A 21,694-nucleotide genomic window follows, 5' to 3' on the forward strand; every position below is an offset into this window, starting at 1 on the left:
CTTTGACAAAAATATCAATAACGGCTGTAGCGTTTGATTCTGAAGAGGATTATATTGTTTTTGAAAAGGCACAAAAACTGAAGAAATTGTATATCGGACCCTCTGAGTATGAAAATTACGATGAGGATACTAAACAATTTTTATATAAATTTTTATGTGAACAAAATGCTTTTCCCTATTTTGTCTTGTATGAACCATATAGTGATGTAACGGAAGAAATAGAGAAGTTATACATTAGTGAGAGTATCCCATATTCGTTAAGGTATGAGGGTTCATCGTTTAAGCGGTTTCCAGTCTTAACGATTACAATTAATGGTCCATCTGCATTAAAGCTTGTTCTAGAGGAAAGCTTTTGGATTGCTGCATCAAATCAGTTTTATTCAATCTCATTTTCCAATAATACTAGCTATAAGCCTATCCTTAAAAAAGGGTTATTCGGAAAGATGAAACAATACTTAGTACCGTGCTTTACAATGAAGCATCCAGCAACTGTCATCAAAATCTGGCATGATGGCCAAGGGTTTAACCTCTATACGAATGATTCCAAGTATTCGACAGTTGAACAGCTGATTAGCTATCTACCGAATGGAACGATTTTAGAATAAAACAGTCTTATTACTTATTAAGGGGAAAAACAATGGATGAATTATGGATTCAAGAAGAGGATTTGCAAGAGGCGTTGAAGGAGCATTTTCTGCCATTTAGGATTGAACTTTCAGGTGGAGAACCTAAGGTTTATTGTATTAGTGTTGATGAAAAAGATGATAGAACGGAAGAGGAGTATTTAATTAAATTTTTGTCTGCTACTAAAACCTTTCCTTTGTATGTTACATACTCCATTGAATATTTAATACTGGCGGAATATGAAAAGGAATTAAATGAGTTAGGATTAGAATATGAGGTAAGGTATACAACTTCACAGAGAGTTTTTTACACACATAGAAGAATTAGACGTTACTATCATCCTGCAAGTATTTTTGTGAAAAATATGGACATTAATACATTAGCAAAAATAATCAATGCCAATTATGGCATCGCCCAAATGAATGAATTCTTTGCGATTTCTTCAGAAGATAACGTTAGGTTTGATCATAATGAACGCGCAGCAGTTATTGAGGCAAAACCTAATTCTTTTTATATTACACCTGGTTTTGATGGGCATGGATTTTATCTGTTTTCCAACGAAGAACGATATTCAAGTATTATGAAGTTAATGGATAACCTGCCAGAGGGAACAGAGGTTACGCAAATTAATGATAAGTTGATAGATGAAATATAATATTTTAGGGTGCAATCTGTGATTATTTGACTAGAGGTTAAATAATCACAGATTGCAGCCCTTTTTATTTTGTAATAATGGCATAACAGTGAGAACTTTTGAGGAGCAGTAACAGCTTCCATATAAAAAAAAAGCAGTCAACAAAGGATTAATGTCTTATGTAGTTTTTAATCCCAAATCCGCACTCTAGGAATATCTGCTGACCTTAAGTAATCTAAGAGCTGGCCTGTATGAACAGACTCATGATAGGCTACTCGCAACAGCATATCTCCCAATTCTCTTATGTAACCTGATTCTGAGCGATCAATCTTTATAGTAGCTAAGTCTTCTTGTGTGTATGATTTTATTGTCTTCAAAAAATCATTGCGATATGGTTCAGCAAATTCTAATTCATCTTTAACTGTCGTGTACGGCAGTCCTTCAAATGGAGAATTAAATACGTCTAAACTTCCTTTGTTTTTAATTGCCAGATGATAATAATGCTCGCTTTCCAGGACATGTCTAATCATTTCGATACAATTCATCGCCTCATTATCCGGCTTCCATAACAGCATTTCTGCAGGAATGGATGTCCATACCTTTATACTTCTTCTTCTTACTTCTGTAAAATTTAATAAAATCAAATCAATTGAATTCATAGCTTCCCCCTCTTTTCACGCTTGTTATTATTATACATTAATGGATAAGTAAGTTAATAATAAAAAAGGAAACCTTTTTTTATTTATTTCGTAAAAACTAAATGAGGAAAGCGAATCTGGTTTGCATGTGGGTTTGTTAAAAAGATGAATAAAAGTTATAATTAGCCAGTTGGATAAGAAAAAAGATAAAAAGTGGGGTCTTAACATGAGTTGGATGGATGCTAATTTAATAGTTATTCCTTTTATATTCTTAGGAAAAATAGCAATCTTTGTATTCGCTATTTGGTATGCTTGGAAGCTGTTAAAGCTGCAAAAAGAAAAGAATCTTCTTCTTAAAGATATCTCTGAAAAGCTGAATAAACTAGACAAATAATAGAGATTTTTATAGATTATATAAGGGGCCGGATGAAAAATTCGGCTTTTTTATTTATCCAATGCCTTTTCAACGTTTTTTTCGGCAATTGAAGGTTATAATAAAGAAAAGACTAGATAAATTTACTATTATTTAAGGATGAGGAAAGAAGATGTCTATGAAAACAAAATCAAAAAAGTTAGCTGTATATTCCCTTATTATTATGGGGATAGGTTATATCGCAACAGCACCGTTTGATGATTCCATTTGGATCAGATTACTGCAAGGAGGATTTGAAGCAGGGCTTGTCGGCGGATTAGCGGATTGGTTTGCAGTTACTGCACTATTCCGTCATCCACTTGGATTGCCAATACCCCATACAGCATTATTACCTAATAATCGAAAAAGGGTCACAAATGGACTTGTAACAGTGCTGAAAAATGATTGGCTTTCAAAGGAGAGTATCCAAGATAAGATTAAGGATATATCATTTACAGATAAATTGCTCCCAACCATAACAGAACTTATAACGAAAGGGTCTCTGAAAGCTGGATTGGTTAAAGCAGTTAAAAAACTAGTAAGCAATATTGAAATTGAAAAAATGGTGCCTTTCATTAAGACACAAATTGTTTTGACGCTTTCTAATATTGAAGTGAAAAAAATTCTGCAAATGATAAGCTCCAAATTAGTGAATGAAAATTTCGACGAAAAAGTATTAGACCATGTGCTGAAAAAAGCAGACAATTGGTTAAGACAAGAGGATACGAAGGAAAAGCTTGGCAGTGTTTCGATGAATGTCATCAACAGAATTGAAGCAGATGGCATGCTCAAATTCGCGTTAAGATCAATTGAAAGCTTACTTAGCGAAGAGAAACTCGGGAATATTGTTCAAAACCTTTTGTTGAGCGGGGTAAGAAGCTTGCAGCATAAAGGGCAACCAAACCGCGAAGCTCTCGTCAAATATATTCGTAAAGAAATTGAGGCAATGAATGATAATGAGCAGTTAATTGAGGGGATCGACAAGTGGAAGAATCAGCTACTATCTGAATGGGATTTAGATAATACAGTATTGGAAGCTTTACAAAAGCTACAGAACAATATATTGCTTCAATTGGATGATGAAGAATTTATTGATACGTATCTTATGCCATTATGCCTGCATTTCATAGGCATGATTCAGAAAAATAGTGTAACGATTGATAAATGGATTCAAACACAAATTTCCATACTGATTGAGAAAAACCATTCTAAGATTGGTGATCTTGTTCAGGAAAATCTAGATAAGCTAGACAATGAAACAATGATTGACATGATTGAAAATAATATTGGCAAAGACCTGCAGTGGATTCGAGTAAATGGAGCAATTTGCGGATTTATTATCGGTATTATTTTGACTGGTATTCATTATTTAATTGGGTTGATTTAAATAGTGAGGCCTTTACGGTAAAAGCATTAGTTAAAGCAACTATCATATATTAAAAATAAAAAAGTCCCTCCGATTTTATTAATCGGAGGGACTTTTTTATTATATAGCAGTATAACCGCCATCAACAAAGATTGTTGTACCTGTAACAAAGTCATTTTCTGCCAAGAACATAACAGCATGTGCAATTTCTTCTGGATTACCTAAGCGTCCGATTGGATGTTTTGCAACTAAACCATCATAGAAATCACCTAAAGCTTCTTTACTAACCATGCCAGATTCGATAAATCCTGGTGCTACTGCGTTAACACGGATATTGCGGTCTGCATATTCTAACGCTAGTGATTTTGTGATTTGATTTACGGCACCTTTACTTGCAGCGTAAGGAATAGAAGTAGGTTCCCCAACAGATCCTAAGATAGAAGAAGTGCTGATAATCGAACCTCCGCCAGTTTTAAGCATTTCACGGATTGCATATTTTGCACCATAAAATACGCCATCTTGGTTAATTGCAATAACACGTTTATACTCTTCTGCAGTAAGTTCATGTGTTGGCTTTTGAACACCTACGCCAGCATTGTTAAAGATGATATCTAATTTGCCGAAATGTTTAACCGCTTCAGCAACCAAGTTTTCAACTTCACTTTCCTCAGCAACATTTGCTTTTACGAACAATACATTTTCATAAGTTTCTTTTAAATCTTTTTCAACAGCAGCGCCTGCTTCTGCATTATAGTCTGCTAAAACAACTTTCGCACCTTTATCTAGGAAAGCTTTAACTGTTGCTAATCCAATACCTGAAGCACCGCCAGTTACGATTGCTACTTTGTCTTGTAAATTTGTCATGTTAATTCCTCCAATAATGTCTAAGTTGTATATCTATTAACTAGTATTTATCTACAAGTTAATAATATACCCATAGTCTGAAAGTGTCAATTAAAATATCTCAAATTAATATATTACGTTTATAGAAATAAAATGTGTGTAAAGGATAAATATACCACTGCATGGTAAAATAGATAGAATGGAAAGGAGGAAGTAAATGTGAGCGAGAAAGAGAAGGTCTTCTATGAACGGGGGACAGAAGAGTTAAAATTAAAAAACATTCGTGCACAAAAACTTGTTCGAGCTTTTAATCATAGCGAAGTAGAGGATTCAGAAAAAAGAGAAGAAATAATTAGAGAATTATTCGGGAGTGTTGGCGCAAATTCAGCGATTGAACATAATTTTCATTGTGACTTAGGTTACAATATTCATGTTGGAGATAACTTTTACGCTGGATACAACTGCACGATTTTAGATATGGCAGAAGTTAGAATAGGCGACAACTGTATGATTGGACCTGATGTCGGAATTTATACTGCTGGACATGCAATCGAGCCGAAGGGAAGAAATAAAAGCGGATATGGAATCCCTATAACAGTCGGCAATGATGTGTGGATCGGCGGCAGCTGTGTTATATTGGCAGGTATTACAATCGGCGATAATTCTATTGTTGCTGCAGGATCTGTCGTGACAAAGGATGTCCCTGCAAACACTGTAGTTGCAGGAAATCCAGCTAGAGTGATAAAAAGCATAGATAATTAAGTGAATAATATAGCTGCCAATCGGCGGCTTTTTTTAAATTTATTAGGGGAATGCCAAAATGATTAAATTAGCTTTATACTTAACTAATAACTATTTAGCATATCGTGCTTATAAAGTATTACATACCACCAATTGATAAAAATCCACTTTGAGTGGACCTTTAGAAATATCGCTGGAAATGCAAAAATGTAAAGGAGAGGATGAATGCTGTGTTTAATGATTTTAAGCTTAACCAAGGGCGTCCAGTATATATACAGCTTAAGGAATACCTGAAAAGAATGATTACAAATGGGCATTTGCTTGAAAATCAAAAGCTTCCATCAACAAGGGAATTGAGCGTTTCATTAGCTATTAGCAGAAATACGGTTTTAACAGCATATGCAGATTTGGAACAAGAAGGCCTTATTTACGCAGTTAAGGGAAAAGGAAACTTTGTAAAAAGTGTGGAAACCTCCAAAACCCCATCTATCGAAGTGAATTGGCAAGAAAAGATGAGTGAGCAAGCACTTTTGGCAGAAAACCTCGACTTAATGAAGCATGGTGTGCGCAGAAGGAATCAAATGATTTCATTCAATAGTATTGCACCAGATGAAAAGCTTTTTGACGTGGAAAATTTTAAAAGGGCCTTTTTAAACAGGATGGCTATTGAAGGCGATATTGTGCTGAATTATGGTTATGCAAAGGGCTATAAACCACTTATTGAATACCTGCTGCATTATATGGAAGTGAAGGGCGTTGACATTAAAGAAAAGGATATCCTGATAACAAATGGCTTCACAGAGGGCCTGGATATTATTTTATCTTCTTTAAACAAGAAAAATGGCCGAATTATATGTGAAAATCCAACACATCATTCTGCACTTAAGCTCTTTCGCATGCATGGTTATGAAATCGATGGAATTGACATGGAAGATGACGGTTTGGATATTTCCATGCTGCAATCCCTTTTAACAAAAAACAAATATGATTTTGCCTACCTAATTCCCTCCTATCATAATCCAACTGGTATTGTAACCTCATCTGAAAAACGGAAGAAAATGATGGAATTGTTTTCTGCCTATCAAGTTCCAATTGTTGAGGATGGATTTAATGAAGAGCTAAGATATTCAGGGGCCCATCTTGCGCCATTGGCAGCATTTGCTGGAAGCGGTAATAATGTCATTTATACAAGCAGCTTCTCCAAAATTCTTTTTCCCGGTTTAAGGGTCGGATGGGTCTTAGCGGATAAAGACTTAATTTATTATTTGGAAAGTATGAAGCGTGCTCGCACCATTCATACATCTACATTAGATCAAGCAGTTTTATATCAGTATTTACATGATGGTTACTTTGAGAAATATATAAAAAAAGCCAGATCTGTTTATAAGAAAAAGTATGAACTAGCATTAACTTCTTCAAAAAGATATATCCCAATGAAAAGAATCACTGGTGATGGTGGTCTGCATCTTTTTATTGAGCTGGATGATAAGATTGATGCCCGTGAGCTATTAAATAAATGCTCTCAAAAGGGTGTTGTCTTTTCACTAGGAAATGACTTCTATACTGACGATAATGGGAAACATACACTGCGCTTAGGTTTTTCAAGATTGAAGGAAGACGAAATAAGCAGTGGAATAATGCGGATAGGACAAACGATAAAAGAACATTATGGAGGCGAAAGATGATGAAAGTTGGCGTAATTATGGGTGGATTATCCTCTGAAAGGCAAGTGTCCATTATGACAGGGAAGGAAATGATCGCTCATTTAGATACAACTAAGTACGAAATTATCCCCATTGAGCTTAACAGTAAACAAGAAGTTGTCGAAAAGGCAAAAAATCTTGATATTGCACTGCTTGCTCTGCATGGCAAGTTCGGGGAGGATGGCGTCATTCAAGGAGCACTTGAAACCCTCGGCATTCCTTATACAGGAAGCAGTGTCCTTTCAAGCAGCTTATGCATGGATAAAAATCTCTCCAAAAAAATCATCCGTTATGAAGGTATGTTAACACCAAATTGGATTCAGCTTTCAAGCTTGGAGGAACTGCCTCTAAGTGAAATAGAAAAAATGGGTTATCCACTAGTTGTAAAGCCTAATACAGGTGGTTCGAGTGTAGGGGTGAAAATTGTCTATGATCAAGAGACATTACTATCATCCATTTCAGAAGTATTTAAATGGGATAATGAGGTAGTGATTGAGCAGCATATTAAGGGGGAGGAAATTACTTGTTCTGTCTTAAACGGAGAGCTGCTGCCGATTATTTCGATTCAACATAAAGGAGAGTTTTTTGATTATACTTCCAAATATGATGATGCAGCTACGATTGAAGAGGTGATTCAGCTTCCCCCAGAAATAGAAAAACGCGTTTCTGCAGCTGCATTGACTTGCTATCATTCCTTGAAATGCAGTGTGTATGCGCGAATCGACATGATGCTTAAAGATGGTATCCCTTATATATTAGAAGTTAACACACTGCCAGGCATGACGAAAAACAGCCTGCTCCCAAAAAGTGCGCATGCCGCAGGAATTCCATATGGTAAGTTACTAGATTTAATCATTGATAATTCACTTAAGTTACGATCGAAAGAGTATTCGATATAACAATAAACCACTACAAAGAATAACTACTATGTAATAAAATCCAGTGAAAGGCAGGTGTTTTACATGGAAAGAGACAAACTGGGCTTTTTGCTGGGGTTAGTCGGTGTTATTTGTTTTAGTTTAACACTCCCTGCGACAAGTATAGCAGTAGATTATTTCGGAACGACCGTTGTCGGGTTAGGAAGAACAGTTATTGCTGCTATTTTAGTAGCTATCATACTTATAGTCCGTAAGGAAAAGCTCCCTTCTATCCGGCAATTTAAAAGTATTCTCGTCGTTGCACTCGGTGCTGTGTTAGGATTTCCGCTCCTCACATCATGGGCGATGGAATACTTACCTGTATCACACGGAGCTGTTGAGGTGGCACTCCTCCCTTTAGTAACCGCAGGGTTTGCCATGTTACGTGCAGGTGAACAGCCATCACTTAAATACTGGCTTTCTAGTCTGATAGGGTCTTGTGCCGTTATCGTGTATGCCTTAATTCTAGGCTTCGGTCAATTACAATTCGCCGATTTAGCTTTACTTGCCGCTGTGGTGCTGCTGGGGTTTAGTTATGCAGAAGGAGGAAGATTAGCGAAGGAATTAGGCAGCTGGCAAGTCATTGCCTGGGCCATTTTGATTGCTGCACCATTTTTCATTATTCCTGTCGGCTTAAATTTCACGCAAGATATGATACATGCACCAATGCAAGCTTGGATCAGCATAATTTATCTTGGTGTGGTCAGTCAGTTTCTTGCATATGTTGCCTGGTATAGCGGAATGAGCTTGGGCGGCATTGCCAGAGTCAGTCAAATACAATACTTACAGCCATTTCTTATGATTTTATTTGCTGCTATTTTTCTCAATGAAGCTATAAGTGTTATGACAATTGGTATTGCTATCATAGTTCTGCTTTCTGTTATTGTCGGTAAAAATACAAAGGTTACACGAAGCGACTCTTATAAAACATAAACAAATGCTGGACTTCTAAAATAGGATTATTTTTGTCAGCCGCTAGTTGCGGCTTTTTTTGTGGAATAGGAACCTACTACATTCGCTGAGATAATAAAAGAAAAAAATTTCAAGCTTCCTTAACATATGTGCTCATTTATTTAAAAGCTTGCCAAAAAAAGTTTAAATTTATATATTTACTACTTCTAAAGGCTTAGAAAAGAACAGGTCTTGTAGTCGATTACTTGTAAATGATTTACAGATACAATTAAAAGGAGAAGAATGCCAATTAATGCGCAAAAGAATATTTATCACTGTACGCATAAATATCAGAAAATTTAGATATTTCAGGATGTCTTTTTCGCATAATATTAAGGGGGTAATATGCAAAAAATAGTTATTGTTTTTTTGCTCATAGTAATTGCATTATTTGTACCAAAGACACTTTATGCAAAGGAACTTACAACTCCGTCAGGAATTCCACTTACTGGAATAGAGATTTTTGTTGATGACTATGTGAGTGACTATATTGGTAAAGAGACAGCTGGTGCAGGCATTATTATCGTAAAAAATAATGAAGTGATTTTTTCAAAAGGATATGGCTATGGAGATGTTGACAAGAAACAGAAAATAAATCCGAATACGTCCGTTTTTGAATGGGGTTCCATAAGTAAGTTGTTTGTTTGGGTATCAGTAATGCAATTAGAGGAACAAGGGAAAATCAAGTTGGATGAAGATATAAGCAATTACTTGCCTAAAGGATTTCTCCAAAATTTAAAATATGAGGATCCAATAACAATGCTGAATTTAATGAACCATACAGCGGGTTTTGAGGAAAGGATATTTGACTTAGGATATGCCACAGATGACCATATGAAAACATTAGAAGAAGGATTAAAAATGCATGAGCCGAACCAAATTTATCGTCCTGGGGAAGTTGTGGCGTACTCCAATTATTCTACCAGCTTGGCAGCTTATATTGTTCAATTAATTACGGAACAAGAATTTAGTGATTATGTGGAAGAACATATTTTTCAAAAGTTGGGGATTTCAGAATCGACGTTCTATTTAGGTGTAAAAGAGCCGTTAACAAAGGATAAAGTGAATGGTTATGAACTGCTTGGAAAAGGGGATTTTAAACCATCAACACCTTTTTATATGTCTATGTACCCGAGCGGAGGAATAAATGGAACAGCACAGGATTTAGCAGAATTTGCACGTGCGTTGATGCCGCAGGTTAAGAATTCCGTTTTATTTAAGAACGAAAATACGTTAAGTAACATGCTTGCACAAAGTTATACTGTTAATAGAAATGTTCCTGGTATTGCTCACGGTTTTTGGGAATATCATGGTAAGTCAAAAGGATTTACACATGGAGGTAATACGGCATCATTTTCCAGTAATTTTCATATAGTCCCGGAAGAAAGCTTTGCTGTTATTGTGTTAACGAATCAAGCAGGAGAGGTTGATCTAACATATGGGCTTACGAAAGAATTAGTTGGAGAGAGAGAAATAAATGACGTCAAAATAACAGACTTGCCAGATTCGAAAATAACAGAAGGAAAATATATTACTGCAAGACAAATGGAAAGTGGCTTCTTAAATGTGTATTACAAGCTAATGCCACTTGTAGTGAAATCAATGAATGAGACTGATATAGAGGTTAGTTTGGCAGGGCAAACAGCTATTTACACGCAAATATATCCAAATGTTTATAAAATGAACAAGGGTCATTCCATGTTTATTCCGACCAATGTGCTTTATTTCTCATTCGAAGATGGTTCAGTTAATCAAATTCATACATCGATTTCTGATTATCTGCCAATGAAGAATAACACTTATTGGCTAGCATTCAGCGCTATTCTATTCGCATATTGCGTCCTTTTCTTTATCATCTCTCCTTTTGTTTTAATAATAACAAGTGTATTAAATAAGAAGCGAAAACAGTTGATTTTAAAACTTAGAAAATGGATATATTTATTAAACATTGTTGGCACAGCATTCATAGTAAACATAATGGTATTAATAATAAGGATGCTAAGTAATAGTGATAGGGGTTATGCTGAAGTACTTCCACAAATAATGATAAATTATATTTTAACCGTTATTGCTGTTATAACTATTGGTTTCATATTATTTAAGTGGAACACGGTTGAATTAACAAAATTACAGAAGTGCTTTTATGTATTAACAATATTTTCGATTAGCATGCTGATTTTTTTACTATTAGCATGGCAGTTTTATAGTTAACTAAATTTATTTATTATCTTAATCTTAATACAAAAAAAGTTGTAATTAGAGGTATGTACGGTGGATGTCTAAAAGGCATCCTTTTTTATAGCGGAATTTTAAGGTCTATTGCATCGCTATACGGTAAGTTTTCATTTAACCGTCAAAGAGACAGTCACCGTTAAGCAATGCAATAAAAATGGAGCCTTTAATTACTTACATTATTTATGTAAAAGAAGTGCATGAAGCGATCATCTGAAAATATATCAAAGTTCTGTAATACACACATGATAATGAGGGCAACAGGGACAGATGATATAGCTACAAAAGAAGAAATAATTTTAACAAAAAAACTGTCAGTCTTAAAAAACATATAAGCTAATGGTAAAAAATAAATGAGGCATAGTCCAAAGATAATAAGTAAAACCATGTCTTTACATCCTTCCTTATATTGGAACTTAATTTATCATAACAAAGTTAATGTCAAGTGTAAAGAATTTCTATGTAGTGTGTGTATTAAAAAAACCGTCCAGATTCTCTGAACGGAAATAATAAACATAAGGTTTAAATTCCTGTTTTAACTCCAAAAGCAACTAACATAATTCCCGTTGATTTCTGGAAGATTTTTTGGAATTTAGAATTATTCAACCATTTTTTTGCATAATCAATAAGCTGAACAAGAAATAAGAACCATACAACAGCAAGTGATGTCAGGATAAGAGCTAGAATAATCAGCTGCTCGTTCACATTTTCCTTCAGATTGATAAATTGCGGCATGATTGTTATGTAAACTAAAACAGTCTTTGGATTAAGAACATTGCTCAGTAACGCCTGCATAAAAGCCTCTTTATTATGACGCTTTGAGGACTTTATTGGTGCATTTGCTTGTGCTTGAATTTCCTTTAAAGAGAAGACGCTTTTAGTAAAGAAGCTTTTAATTCCTAAGTAAATTAAGTAAGCAGCCCCTAAATATTTAATGGTACTGAAAAGAATCACAGATTTTGCAATAACAACCGCTAACCCAAGAATTGCAATAAGTGTCCAAAAGCATAATCCAGTTGCCATCCCCAGAACAGTGAAGCGTCCTGCCTTCGCACCATAACCTAGCGTGTTTTTTACAAGCAGCATTGTATCGGCTCCCGGTATAATAACCATCATCGCAGCAATTGATACATATGTTAATAAGCTATCCATGTTACATTTCCCCCTTTTTTTTGATAGTGACTACTTAGGTAACTACTTTTTAATGAGTATAGCAGATTGATTTGGAAATAATCAACAGATTTTGTTAAAATATTAGTTACAAACATAGCGACTATTGGATGGAGGCTTTATGAAAGAAAACATTCTCGAAACATTAAAAAATCTTCATTTTACAGAGTATGAAGCAAAAGCATATCTCACACTTTTACAGGATTCACCATTAACAGGCTATGCTGTCGCAAAAAATTCCGGTGTCCCGCGTTCGCGCATATATGAAGTACTGGACAACCTTACAAGCAGAGGCGATATTTTAGTTAGTCTAGGTAATACCCCGCAGTACACACCAGTGCCTGCGAAGGAGCTAATTAAAAACCGCAGACAAAAAGCGGAAGAGAATTTTGAGCTTGCCGAAAATTCATTAGCTCAGTTTGAGAACTCCGCAAATGACCGTGAGAATATTTGGAACATTATGGGTCGAAGTGAAATACTCGATAAGGTAAAAGCATGTATTTCATCTTCTTCCACACGAATTTTACTTGAGGTTTGGCAAGAGGAATACGAGGTGCTGGAGGCTGAACTAAAACAAGCAGCCGCAAGAGGGGTCAATGTAACGATTATTGCGTACGGGGAAATTGTTTCTGATTTCGCTAACGTATATCTGCATTATATGGGTGATGCCATTACAGATGAGTATGGCGGAAGATGGATTGTAATCAGTGGCGATGACTCGGAAGTAGTTGCAGGAATTGTCTCACTTGGTGATGATAGCCGTGCAGCATGGACAATGCATGTTGGATTAGTGATGCCAATAACAGAAGTGATAATCCACGATTTATATCTTATGGAAATTATGGCGAAGCACAGAGAACTATTAGAGGAAAGCTTCGGAAAAAATCTCATTCAGCTGCGCCGCAAATTTTCCATCCATCCAGACTTTAAGAAGCATTATGTGGACTAGCATATTTGATTTTTTTTGTGAAATAAAAAAAAGTGATGTGATAGTTTTATGAAATATCCTCAAAAAGAATTTAATAGTGATTTGAGGAAGCTAATAAAAAATAAAGAAAAAGTCTTAACTATTTTTATGAAAGAATACTTAAAGAAAAAGAAGCCTATTTTAATGGAGGTTGGACTATTACTTGAAGCTGAATTTGTAATCGAAGGAAATGATCCATTTATCCCCGGATACAATTCCTCCATTTCAATTGGCATAAATGAAAGCGAAGGGGAACCTCTAGATATACATATCATTTACATCTGGGAATGTAATTGTAGGTTTTTGGGTGTACCAATAGGACGAAGGATACCAGGCAGTAAGATCACAGGAGAACTAATTGATGAAGCTGTAGAAGAAATCGAACAAGAATTGACATTATTTCTTGAGGAATTGGTGAGTGATTGTCTATAATATTGCAGTTAGAAATTTGGTTAAATGTTTAATTTTAATAAGCCGTATACGGGTATCTTGCTTTATTTTTTAGTATGCTAAGAAGTGAGAAAAATTCCTGTATATTATTTCGGACTTTGTGTTAACTTCTTGCTGGTAATTTTTGCGGTTTATTCCTTTATTCAAATGTATCGAAAAAAGGCCTATCCTTTTATAAAGATAGGAAAAGCCAGTGGAGCTATTGTTTTAGGTGCTTTAATCTTAATAGTGTTTTGCCAAGTTTAAAATACATGCTGTTAAAAGAATATGATGTCGTTAAGGGAAAGTGTGTAATTGAAATAGATTCCGCTGGGAGGTCTACTATGGCGGACTTTATCATGCAAGATTCAAACGACATTTATTCATTTAAAGAAATTCCACAGCTTGACGCCTATGGTAGAAAATTACCATATTATTGTGCAGTAACAGTTACAAAGGATTATATGTGAGAAATAAGCTATGCAATTTATGATATCGATACAAAAGAACTTATTGTGACAAGTAAATGAAGAGGGGCCAACCATCTTATATACGTCTAAATTGAATTTTGTTTTAAACTATTAGAGATATGGAATTTTTTTAGGCGTATATGTAATAACATCAGATGAATAAATCTCAACTTTTACATGGTTATTAACTGCTTTTGCAAGGATGAGGATAGGCTGATTATAATCATTTTTAAAGACAAAATCTGGCCCATCCCAGCTTACAGTTGCATCCCTGTTAACTGGAACGTATGCAACCCCTTTACTATGTGTAAAGCGCTTTACTATATTTAAACCTGCACTATCGACAGCATTAAAAAGCGTAGAAGAAACTTGGCATATTCCTCCGCCAAATTCTTCAGAATATTCCCCGTTAACAATTGCAGTTGAAGGCATATACCCTCTATCAACCGTTCTTTCTCCAACTACCTTATTAAAGGAGAACACCTCTCCTGGAAATAGAACATAATTATTGATTGCCTTTGCTGAGAGGTCAATATTATTTTTTCTTTCTTTATTGTAAGGATTATAAAATGTTATATATTCCCCAATTTTTTCCCCTTTAATGTTGCCAAGTAACTCACTATCGACCCGAGGATAATTAGCGACTATCGGCAGCTCTATAGTCGATGTGCCTTTATTAAAAAAATAGGAAAGCATTTCCTCCGTGAAAACTCTTCTGTTTAAGCGATAGCCAACTTGTTCTGATGTAATATTTCCGTATGCGTCTAAAGAAGCATTTTTCGGTTTTTTGCTTACTTGCTCATCTATTTCGTCCATAAAGTCCTTCACTTTTTTCATGTCTATAAAAGGCAGTATAGGGAACTGCATGGAAAAGTTAGACCGATTTACAACATACATTTCATCGCCCTTGTTCGTAATAATTAAGTTATCTTGTACATTTTCCTGCTGCGTATAAATTAAAAGTGCAAGCATCCAACTAAGTAACATTTGCAAACCCTCCCTATTATCAGTGTGAGATAATAGCCTGGTTTTTATGTAACGTCTTTATAAATTACCTAAAATGATGGTTTACAAATAGGATAGAAAACTGCTCTTTTTACTAAGTGCTAATGAGGAATTAACAGCGAATTAGCCATTTTCACTTTAACAAATTTCTTCCTTTTATCATATATTTATTAGGATCTAACCGCATCTGAACTTATTAAATGGAAGAAGGATGAAGTAAAGATGAACTATTACAGCAGAAGTCCTGTATTTATTGCTCCCCATGTGCATGTTGGCCCAGTTGGACCCATTGGGGTTAGTGGCATTGGACCTCATATTCACGTTGGACCAGTCACGCCTATTGGGCAATTTTCTAATTTTTTATGGGGATTCCATCCATATGGATTTGGGCATTCTACTCCAGCTTTATTTATGGGAGGACCATTTTTCTAGGGAGCATATTTTTAACAATGAATACAGGTAATGGCCAGACAGAAACGGAACCATTTTTTGTTCTAGGCATATAACTAATATATGTCGATTCATAGGTGCTGAGTATCATGAAACTGGAAGAAAAAGCAATGTTAGATACAGCCATTATTAGAGAGATTCAGCGGGATCTTGATCTCATTATTGCCTCCCTATTATTAACGGGACAAATAACATTAACAAGAATTTACTTTGGACCAGGTTATTTTGGTGTAACCGTTGGTGGTCCTATTACAGGAGTTTCGAGGTTAGAGGGAAAAGGAAAGAATCATTTGTTTAACTTTTCGTTGGATGTTATTGATATCTTAGTGGCCATTCTGTTAATAAAAGATGAAATAAACCTTGTGGGGCTTTTTATTTCCTCTGATGCAAGATTCTCTTTAAGTATTAGCGGCCCACTATTAGGCAGGGAGAAGGTAGTACCCGTATTGCCATATTTAAAAAAGAATCAAAGGGAGCTTAATGAAATTGTGAGCTCCGGCTACATTATCGATCATACATTATTGGAAAAATTAAAAAGGTGCTAACGAGGTGAACACAAATGGCTTTAACAGATTTACCAACAATTAAAGGTGCAAATAAAACCAGTTTGTTTCTGATTGCCTTGCCAATTGTTATCTTTATTTTTTTCTTTACACAGGATAAGGATGTTTCTTAATGTTAGGAGATTTTCGGTTGCCATATTGGCAGCTTTTTTTTATGGTGTAATAACGAAAACTTATCCTTACCGATAATTATTTTCGATGATAAACAATGAATAATTAGTTATATAGTATAAAGAGAGGTGAGGAGAATGAAGGATCATAATTCTGATGAAATAAAGTCGAAAGTACAGCAGCAATTCGGGGCAAACGCCAAAAAATATGTAGAAAGTAAAAGCCATTCATCTGGGGAAGACTTAAAAATGTTGCTTGAATGGTCTGAACCCAAAAAGAGTTGGACTGTACTTGATATTGCAACAGGCGGCGGACATGTAACAAAGCTTTTTGCTCCACATGTTAACCAAGTTATTGCAACAGATATCACAAGGGAAATGCTAAAAGAAGCGAAGCGTTTTGTGGATTTATCTGCCTCTAACGTTAATTACATTGTGGCAGATGCAGAAAGCTTACCCTTCTTAGATAACACCTTTGATTTAGTTACATGCAGAATTGCTGCACATCATTTTCCCAATGCGAAGGAATTTATAAAGGAAGCACACAGGGTATTAAAGCAGGGCGGAAGGCTGTTATTAGTTGATAATATTGCACCAGTAAATCCTCTTCTTGATAATTTTATTAATACTTTAGAACAGCTGAGAGATAACAGCCATGTACGCTGCTATTCACAGAATGAGTGGCAAAGCTGGGTAGATGAAACTGGTTTTGTTCTTGTGAAATCCAAAGTAAGAAAAAAACAACTAGAATATCAAAGCTGGGTAGAGCGAACAACTAGTTCAGATGAGGAAATCTCAAAAGTAGCACAGTACATACAAAATGCCGAAAAACAGGTGAAGGATTATTTTGATTTTCAACTGACTCCAAATGCAATCCATTCCTTTAAACTCGACGAATGGATTGCACTGATGGAAAAGAAGTAACCACAAAAAAAGATAAGCTGAATCCAGCTTATCTTTTTATTATTTGTTCATTTGAATAGAACTAGTTTTATTTTCTTTTAAAAACCAAGACCCCCCAATTAAGAAAAAGCCGCTAAAGAGAAACACAGACAGAATGCCCATCCATGAGCCGACAAGGCCAAAGAATATTGGTGCTATTAATTGGGATAATCTATTGGTAGATAGTCGTAAACCAAGCACTTCACCAGTTCTGTTTAACGGTGAAGCGTTATAAGTGGTGGTTAGGGATAATGGCTGGCCACAGCCAAGCCCAAACCCCATTAAGCAGCTAAATACACAATAAAAAATCAAACTTCCTGTAAATGGAATAAGCAGAAAAGAGGCTCCTGCCAAGATGACGGAAATAAATAAAATGAAGTCCCTGCTCATTAGTATAAGAAGTCTTGGTAAAACAAACCGAATAATAATCATCGCTAATCCTTGTAAGGAAATAACGAGCCCTATTTGGGAATTAGATAAATCTGCTTCCTTTGCAAGAATTGGAAAGTAGGCAACGAAAATATCCCTGGAGTATAAGACTAAAGCGCTTGAAAATAAAGCCTTCTTCAGTAAAGGGATTTTTAATAGGCCGATTGACTCGATGATGCTTTTCTTTTCACTCACATCCTTTTTAATGGCAGGAACTTTAAAGCTTATGATAATTGGGAAAATAGCTAATAGGAGAGAAACGAGAAACACACTATTATAGTTATAATGTTCGGAAATATAGCCTCCTAGTATTGGTCCTATTAACGAGGCTGCTGCAACTGCCATGCCAAACATACTGAAATACTGATCGCGATTTGATTCCGTAGCAATATTTCCAATGACATTTTGCAGGGACACAGCAATAAAGATATTGGATATCCCGACAATAAACTGACTAATATAAAGCGCCCAAATCGTGGTGAAGAAGTATGGAAAAAACATCCCAACAGCTAATCCAATCATCCCAAAGATAACTGGATAGCGATCACCATACTTATCCGCTATTCTGCCAGCCTGTAAGGCAAATAGCAGTGGGAAAAAAGCAAATGCAGCTGTTAAAATGCCTATTTCAAATGTATTTGAGCCTAAGTTAGAAGCATATAACGTGATAATTGGCCGAGTAATATTAATAATTAATTGAAACGCAAAAACCGAAAATATAATAATTTTTAATATCATCTATATCTCCCCATAATAAAAAGGAAGCGCTGAGGTCTTCCTTTCCTAACTAGTTATTTAACAGAGTTGATCATTTGATCAAGGTATTTAATAATTTCTTCTTTATTTCCTGAAACTTTTTCTTCTCTTAACTTATCTTTTTCCACTCTATCAAGTGATTTGATCAATATTTCTTCTTCCTGCTCCTGTGGAATTACAACAACACCATCAATATCGCCGACAATTATATCACCTGGTTTTACCGTAACGCCTCCACAAGAAATTGGGATATTAATCTCTCCCATGCCAGCTTTTCCTCCTGCTGCGACAGTTGTTCCTTTACAGAAAACAGGGAAGTCAAGTTCTTTAATGCCATTAATATCTCTAATAGCACCATCCACAACAAATGCACCAACGCCAAGCGTTTTGGCCATACCAATCACGAAGTCTCCTGCAGCAGCTCTATATGTATCTCCCTTTGCATCAACAATAATAACATCCTTAGGTTTTGCCTCTCTGATTGCTTTTAAAACTGCTAAATTATCGCCAACAGGAATCTTAACAGTTAGCGCTCTCCCAGCGAAAGAATATTCCTCCTTAATAGGCTTTATAGAAGGATCGAAATTATTTAATCCATTCATCGTATCGGAAATGGATGTAGTAGGAATGCTTTTAAATTGCTCTATTATTTTTTCCATGTAAGTCTCTCCTTTTAATAACCGTTTTCTATCATTATACAAAACTTACACGATAGGATAGAAATCAATATAAGTTATCGTTATCTATAAAAAAAAAGTGATGGTTAAATCGTCTTGTCTAGAAATCAAAAATAAAAAATAGTTATGGATAAACATAAAAAAGCGATATTTCATTTATCGTTAGCTTTATATTACAGTGATAGTAGAAATTCAATATTGAAAATCTACAAGAACAAAACAAATAGGGAGATGAAATGATGAAGGCATATAAGCTAGGAGTATTACAAGGTGACGGTATCGGTCCAGAAATTGTAAGCGCTACAGTGAAGGTTTTTAAAGCAGCTGCACAGGAGTTAAATGTTAAGTTTGATTGGACAGAGCTTCCGATGGGCTGGGAGGGGATTGAAAAGTATAATGATCCAACACCTAGATATACGAAGGAAATGTTAAATGACTGTGATGGCTGGATACTAGGACCGCACGATTCTGCAGCATATCCGCCAGAACATAAAGCAAAAAGAAACCCAAGCGGTGAACTTCGCCACACTTTAGATTTATACGCAAATATTAGACCTGCAAAAACAATGCCGGGAGCGAAAAGCGTAGTAGGTGAAGCGGATTTAATTATTTATCGTGAAAATACAGAAGGCTTTTACACAGATAGAAACATGCATATAGGTGGGGGAGAATGGCAAATAACGCCAGAGGTTGTCGTATCTGCAGGTGTATTTACGAAGAAAGCCGCTGAAAGAATCGCACACGCTGCTTTTAAAATGGCGATGCAGCGCAGAAAAAAAGTAACAATTGTTCATAAAGCAAATGTTATCAAGCTAGGAACTGGACTTTTCTTAAATACATGTAAAGAGGTAGCACAGCAATATCCAGAGGTTACGGTTGATGACTACCATATCGATGCAATGACAGCACACTTAGTCCGCAGAGCAAGAGATTTTGATATTATAGTAACAGAGAATATGTTTGGTGATATTTTATCAGATTTGGCTGGTGAATTAGTTGGAAGTCTTGGATTAGCTCCTTCTATCAATACGAATGAAAATCAGGCAATGGCTCAAGCTGCTCACGGATCAGCACCGGATATTGCTGGGAAGAATATTGCCAATCCAATTGGAATCATGCTGTCAACAGTTATGCTGATGGATTGGTTGAGTGAAAGACATCATGACGCAAAATTACACCAAGTTGGTCAGCTTGTTGAAGAAGGAATAAACAGCTGCCTTAAAGCCGGGACAATGACAGGAGACTTAGGGGGATCTGCATCAACTTCTGAGTTTGCAGAGGCGATTATCGCAAGAATTGGTGAGTTAGCTGTCAAATAAATGAAAACGCATTCAATGTGTTTGGGGGTATAAATTTGTTATCAATTCTAGGGTTTCTAACTATTGCGGTGTTTACTTACTTAGTCATGTCTAAGCGATTAATTGCCTTCACAGCTATCATTTTTGTTCCTGTAATTTTTGCCTTACTCGGGGGATTTGGGTCAGAATTAGGGGATATGATGGTACAGGGAGTAGAGCTTACAGCTCCTACGGCAGTACTTCTCTTATTTGCAATTCTTTACTTTGGTATCATGATGGATACTGGTTTGTTTGATCCTGTTAGTAATATGATTTTAAAGATTGCTAAAGGGGATCCGGTTAAAATAGCAATGGGGACTGCGATATTAGCATTGCTTGTAGCATTAGACGGTGATGGAACAACAACATATATGATTATTTGTTCAGCGATGCTGCCCGTGTACCGGAAAATTGGCATGAATCCTTTAATATTAGCAACTGTCTCTATCATGTCATTAGGAATTATTGCCGGAAGTACGCCATGGGGCGGATCTGCAACAAGAGCAATAAGTGTGCTTGGTCTTAATGCTAATGAATACTTTATTCCAATGCTGCCGGTTATGGTCGCTGGGGCGATTTCTACATTAGCGATTGCCTATTTCTTAGGAAAAAGAGAGAGAAAGCGTCTTGGCGCAGAAGTTATTGCTAAATATAATCAAGAGATTGCAGCAACAGCAGAAGCACCAGTGAAAAAGAACTCTAAAATCATTTGGTTTAACCTATTTCTAACTTTAGCAATAATGGGCGTATTAATTCTAGACGTAGTAGAATTGTATATTCTCTTTATCATTGGGTTCGCCATTGCTTTAGTAGTTAATTTCCCAAATATTGAAGAACAAAAAAAGGTGCTAAAACAACATGCTTCAAATGCCATACCAGTTGTATCGCTTGTGCTGGGAGCGGGTATATTCACAGGTATTCTTCAAGGTACAGAAATGGTTGACCATATGGCAAATGATATTGTTTCGATTATTCCAAGCGCGTTTGGAGACTACTATACTATCATTGTCGCAATCATAGGTTTGCCGCTTAGCTTCCTTATGTCTAATGATGCCTTTTTCTTCGGGGCATTACCAGTATTAGCAGAGGCAGGCAGTCAGTATGGTGTTGATTCTGTCAGTATTGCAAGAGCATCTGTGATTGGACAGACGATACACTTAATAGGTCCAACATCAGCACCATTATGGGTGTTAATCGAATTAATCAGAAGTGATTTAGGAAAACTACAAAAATTTACAATGGGCTGGATTCTCTTAACTGCCGTTGTGATGATTATCGTTGGAATCTTAACAGGAGCAATGGTCCTGTGAGTTCAAGAAACTAAATGT

23 protein-coding genes are annotated in these 21,694 nt (G+C 35.8%); 17 read left to right on the forward strand and 6 right to left on the reverse strand.

Features of this window, described 5'->3' with window-relative positions; genetic code table 11:
- Positions 1–2: 2 nt before the first annotated feature.
- A complete protein-coding gene (locus EM808_RS12955; RefSeq protein ID WP_127738620.1) occupies positions 3–605 on the forward strand; it encodes a hypothetical protein in 603 nt (200 codons plus the stop codon).
- A 32-nt stretch (positions 606–637) separates the two neighbouring features.
- Positions 638–1,279 (forward strand): hypothetical protein, encoded by a 642-nt coding sequence (locus EM808_RS12960; RefSeq protein WP_127738621.1) that lies wholly within the window; start codon positions 638–640, stop codon positions 1,277–1,279.
- A 167-nt stretch (positions 1,280–1,446) separates the two neighbouring features.
- Here the strand turns inward: EM808_RS12960 and EM808_RS12965 are convergent, their stop codons facing one another.
- Complete coding sequence (locus EM808_RS12965; RefSeq protein ID WP_127738622.1) at positions 1,447–1,917, reverse strand: DinB family protein; 471 nt, start codon at positions 1,915–1,917, stop codon at positions 1,447–1,449.
- A gap of 205 nt (positions 1,918–2,122) precedes the next feature.
- On the opposite strand from EM808_RS12965, the gene EM808_RS28595 reads away from it, so the two are divergent.
- Positions 2,123–2,290, forward strand: coding sequence for a hypothetical protein (locus EM808_RS28595; protein WP_164849659.1), 168 nt, complete (start codon positions 2,123–2,125; stop codon positions 2,288–2,290).
- A gap of 151 nt (positions 2,291–2,441) precedes the next feature.
- Positions 2,442–3,695 (forward strand): DUF445 domain-containing protein, encoded by a 1,254-nt coding sequence (locus EM808_RS12970; RefSeq protein WP_127738623.1) that lies wholly within the window; start codon positions 2,442–2,444, stop codon positions 3,693–3,695.
- 99 nt (positions 3,696–3,794) lie between these two features.
- On the opposite strand, the gene EM808_RS12975 is transcribed toward EM808_RS12970, so the two are convergent.
- Positions 3,795–4,538, reverse strand: a complete 744-nt coding sequence (locus EM808_RS12975) for an SDR family NAD(P)-dependent oxidoreductase (RefSeq protein ID WP_127738624.1) — start codon at positions 4,536–4,538, stop codon at positions 3,795–3,797.
- 198 nt (positions 4,539–4,736) lie between these two features.
- On the opposite strand from EM808_RS12975, the gene EM808_RS12980 reads away from it, so the two are divergent.
- The 5 genes from EM808_RS12980 to EM808_RS13000 all read left to right on the forward strand — a co-directional run bounded on the left by EM808_RS12980 (position 4,737) and on the right by EM808_RS13000 (position 11,040).
- Positions 4,737–5,279: a sugar O-acetyltransferase gene (locus EM808_RS12980; RefSeq protein ID WP_127738625.1), complete on the forward strand. Its 543-nt coding sequence runs from the start codon at positions 4,737–4,739 to the stop codon at positions 5,277–5,279.
- Between the two features lie 209 nt (positions 5,280–5,488).
- Positions 5,489–6,943, forward strand: coding sequence for a MocR-like pyridoxine biosynthesis transcription factor PdxR (gene pdxR / locus EM808_RS12985; protein ID WP_127738626.1), 1,455 nt, complete (start codon positions 5,489–5,491; stop codon positions 6,941–6,943).
- On the forward strand, positions 6,943–7,860 hold the full coding sequence (locus EM808_RS12990) for a D-alanine--D-alanine ligase (protein ID WP_127738784.1): 918 nt from the start codon (positions 6,943–6,945) through the stop codon (positions 7,858–7,860). The genes pdxR and EM808_RS12990 overlap by 1 nt, the downstream gene beginning before the upstream one ends.
- 63 nt (positions 7,861–7,923) lie before the next feature.
- Positions 7,924–8,811, forward strand: a complete 888-nt coding sequence (locus tag EM808_RS12995; protein WP_127738627.1) for a DMT family transporter — start codon at positions 7,924–7,926, stop codon at positions 8,809–8,811.
- Positions 8,812–9,174: 363 nt separating this feature from the next.
- A complete protein-coding gene (locus tag EM808_RS13000; RefSeq protein ID WP_127738628.1) occupies positions 9,175–11,040 on the forward strand; it encodes a serine hydrolase domain-containing protein in 1,866 nt (621 codons plus the stop codon).
- Between the two features lie 543 nt (positions 11,041–11,583).
- On the opposite strand, the gene EM808_RS13005 is transcribed toward EM808_RS13000, so the two are convergent.
- The gene (locus EM808_RS13005; protein WP_127738629.1) at positions 11,584–12,213 is read right to left on the reverse strand and encodes a homoserine/threonine efflux transporter; all 630 of its coding nucleotides are present in this window, start codon (positions 12,211–12,213) and stop codon (positions 11,584–11,586) included.
- Between the two features lie 139 nt (positions 12,214–12,352).
- On the opposite strand from EM808_RS13005, the gene EM808_RS13010 reads away from it, so the two are divergent.
- The 3 genes from EM808_RS13010 (at position 12,353) to EM808_RS29535 (ending at position 14,097) form a co-directional block, all read left to right on the forward strand.
- Positions 12,353–13,180, forward strand: a complete 828-nt coding sequence (locus EM808_RS13010) for a TrmB family transcriptional regulator (RefSeq protein WP_127738630.1) — start codon at positions 12,353–12,355, stop codon at positions 13,178–13,180.
- A 48-nt stretch (positions 13,181–13,228) separates the two neighbouring features.
- The gene (locus tag EM808_RS13015) at positions 13,229–13,630 is read left to right on the forward strand and encodes a hypothetical protein (RefSeq protein ID WP_127738631.1); all 402 of its coding nucleotides are present in this window, start codon (positions 13,229–13,231) and stop codon (positions 13,628–13,630) included.
- 341 nt (positions 13,631–13,971) lie between these two features.
- On the forward strand, positions 13,972–14,097 hold the full coding sequence (locus tag EM808_RS29535; protein ID WP_268926514.1) for a hypothetical protein: 126 nt from the start codon (positions 13,972–13,974) through the stop codon (positions 14,095–14,097).
- A 111-nt stretch (positions 14,098–14,208) separates the two neighbouring features.
- Here the strand turns inward: EM808_RS29535 and EM808_RS13020 are convergent, their stop codons facing one another.
- Positions 14,209–15,084, reverse strand: a complete 876-nt coding sequence (locus tag EM808_RS13020) for a VanW family protein (protein ID WP_127738632.1) — start codon at positions 15,082–15,084, stop codon at positions 14,209–14,211.
- A gap of 240 nt (positions 15,085–15,324) precedes the next feature.
- Here EM808_RS13020 and EM808_RS13025 point away from each other — a divergent pair, with 240 nt between their 5' ends.
- The 3 genes from EM808_RS13025 (at position 15,325) to EM808_RS13035 (ending at position 17,149) form a co-directional block, all read left to right on the forward strand.
- Complete coding sequence (locus EM808_RS13025; protein WP_127738633.1) at positions 15,325–15,534, forward strand: hypothetical protein; 210 nt, start codon at positions 15,325–15,327, stop codon at positions 15,532–15,534.
- Positions 15,535–15,641: 107 nt separating this feature from the next.
- Positions 15,642–16,097 (forward strand): hypothetical protein, encoded by a 456-nt coding sequence (locus EM808_RS13030; protein WP_127738634.1) that lies wholly within the window; start codon positions 15,642–15,644, stop codon positions 16,095–16,097.
- A 266-nt stretch (positions 16,098–16,363) separates the two neighbouring features.
- Positions 16,364–17,149, forward strand: coding sequence for a class I SAM-dependent methyltransferase (locus EM808_RS13035; protein ID WP_127738635.1), 786 nt, complete (start codon positions 16,364–16,366; stop codon positions 17,147–17,149).
- A 39-nt stretch (positions 17,150–17,188) separates the two neighbouring features.
- Here the strand turns inward: EM808_RS13035 and EM808_RS13040 are convergent, their stop codons facing one another.
- Positions 17,189–18,334, reverse strand: coding sequence for an MFS transporter (locus EM808_RS13040; protein ID WP_127738636.1), 1,146 nt, complete (start codon positions 18,332–18,334; stop codon positions 17,189–17,191).
- A 53-nt stretch (positions 18,335–18,387) separates the two neighbouring features.
- Positions 18,388–19,011: an RraA family protein gene (locus EM808_RS13045; protein WP_127738637.1), complete on the reverse strand. Its 624-nt coding sequence runs from the start codon at positions 19,009–19,011 to the stop codon at positions 18,388–18,390.
- Between the two features lie 257 nt (positions 19,012–19,268).
- Here EM808_RS13045 and EM808_RS13050 point away from each other — a divergent pair, with 257 nt between their 5' ends.
- A complete protein-coding gene (locus tag EM808_RS13050) occupies positions 19,269–20,348 on the forward strand; it encodes an isocitrate/isopropylmalate dehydrogenase family protein (protein ID WP_127738785.1) in 1,080 nt (359 codons plus the stop codon).
- A 35-nt stretch (positions 20,349–20,383) separates the two neighbouring features.
- Positions 20,384–21,676 carry a CitMHS family transporter gene (locus EM808_RS13055; protein ID WP_127738638.1) on the forward strand — a complete coding sequence of 431 codons (1,293 nt, stop codon included), beginning with the start codon at positions 20,384–20,386 and terminating at the stop codon, positions 21,674–21,676.
- Positions 21,677–21,694 lie beyond the last annotated feature (18 nt).

The sequence above is a fragment of the Niallia taxi genome (assembly GCF_004005475.1).
GTDB classification, from domain to species: domain Bacteria; phylum Bacillota; class Bacilli; order Bacillales; family Cytobacillaceae; genus Niallia; species Niallia taxi.

Bases quoted from the DNA above. Each gene is read 5' to 3' on its own strand.
- EM808_RS13045 (WP_127738637.1), bottom strand. From the start codon at position 19,011: ATGGAAAAAATAATAGAGCAATTTAAAAGCATTCCTACTACATCCATT.
- EM808_RS13040 (WP_127738636.1), bottom strand. From the start codon at position 18,334: ATGATATTAAAAATTATTATATTTTCGGTTTTTGCGTTTCAATTAATT.
- EM808_RS13005 (WP_127738629.1), bottom strand. From the start codon at position 12,213: ATGGATAGCTTATTAACATATGTATCAATTGCTGCGATGATGGTTATT.
- EM808_RS13010 (WP_127738630.1), top strand. From the start codon at position 12,353: ATGAAAGAAAACATTCTCGAAACATTAAAAAATCTTCATTTTACAGAG.
- EM808_RS28595 (WP_164849659.1), top strand. From the start codon at position 2,123: ATGAGTTGGATGGATGCTAATTTAATAGTTATTCCTTTTATATTCTTA.
- EM808_RS12975 (WP_127738624.1), bottom strand. From the start codon at position 4,538: ATGACAAATTTACAAGACAAAGTAGCAATCGTAACTGGCGGTGCTTCA.
- EM808_RS13050 (WP_127738785.1), top strand. From the start codon at position 19,269: ATGAAGGCATATAAGCTAGGAGTATTACAAGGTGACGGTATCGGTCCA.
- EM808_RS13020 (WP_127738632.1), bottom strand. From the start codon at position 15,084: ATGTTACTTAGTTGGATGCTTGCACTTTTAATTTATACGCAGCAGGAA.
- EM808_RS12995 (WP_127738627.1), top strand. From the start codon at position 7,924: ATGGAAAGAGACAAACTGGGCTTTTTGCTGGGGTTAGTCGGTGTTATT.
- EM808_RS12970 (WP_127738623.1), top strand. From the start codon at position 2,442: ATGTCTATGAAAACAAAATCAAAAAAGTTAGCTGTATATTCCCTTATT.
- EM808_RS12965 (WP_127738622.1), bottom strand. From the start codon at position 1,917: ATGAATTCAATTGATTTGATTTTATTAAATTTTACAGAAGTAAGAAGA.
- EM808_RS13030 (WP_127738634.1), top strand. From the start codon at position 15,642: ATGAAACTGGAAGAAAAAGCAATGTTAGATACAGCCATTATTAGAGAG.
- EM808_RS29535 (WP_268926514.1), top strand. From the start codon at position 13,972: ATGGCGGACTTTATCATGCAAGATTCAAACGACATTTATTCATTTAAA.
- EM808_RS13000 (WP_127738628.1), top strand. From the start codon at position 9,175: ATGCAAAAAATAGTTATTGTTTTTTTGCTCATAGTAATTGCATTATTT.
- EM808_RS13015 (WP_127738631.1), top strand. From the start codon at position 13,229: ATGAAATATCCTCAAAAAGAATTTAATAGTGATTTGAGGAAGCTAATA.
- EM808_RS12960 (WP_127738621.1), top strand. From the start codon at position 638: ATGGATGAATTATGGATTCAAGAAGAGGATTTGCAAGAGGCGTTGAAG.
- EM808_RS13035 (WP_127738635.1), top strand. From the start codon at position 16,364: ATGAAGGATCATAATTCTGATGAAATAAAGTCGAAAGTACAGCAGCAA.
- EM808_RS12990 (WP_127738784.1), top strand. From the start codon at position 6,943: ATGAAAGTTGGCGTAATTATGGGTGGATTATCCTCTGAAAGGCAAGTG.
- EM808_RS13025 (WP_127738633.1), top strand. From the start codon at position 15,325: ATGAACTATTACAGCAGAAGTCCTGTATTTATTGCTCCCCATGTGCAT.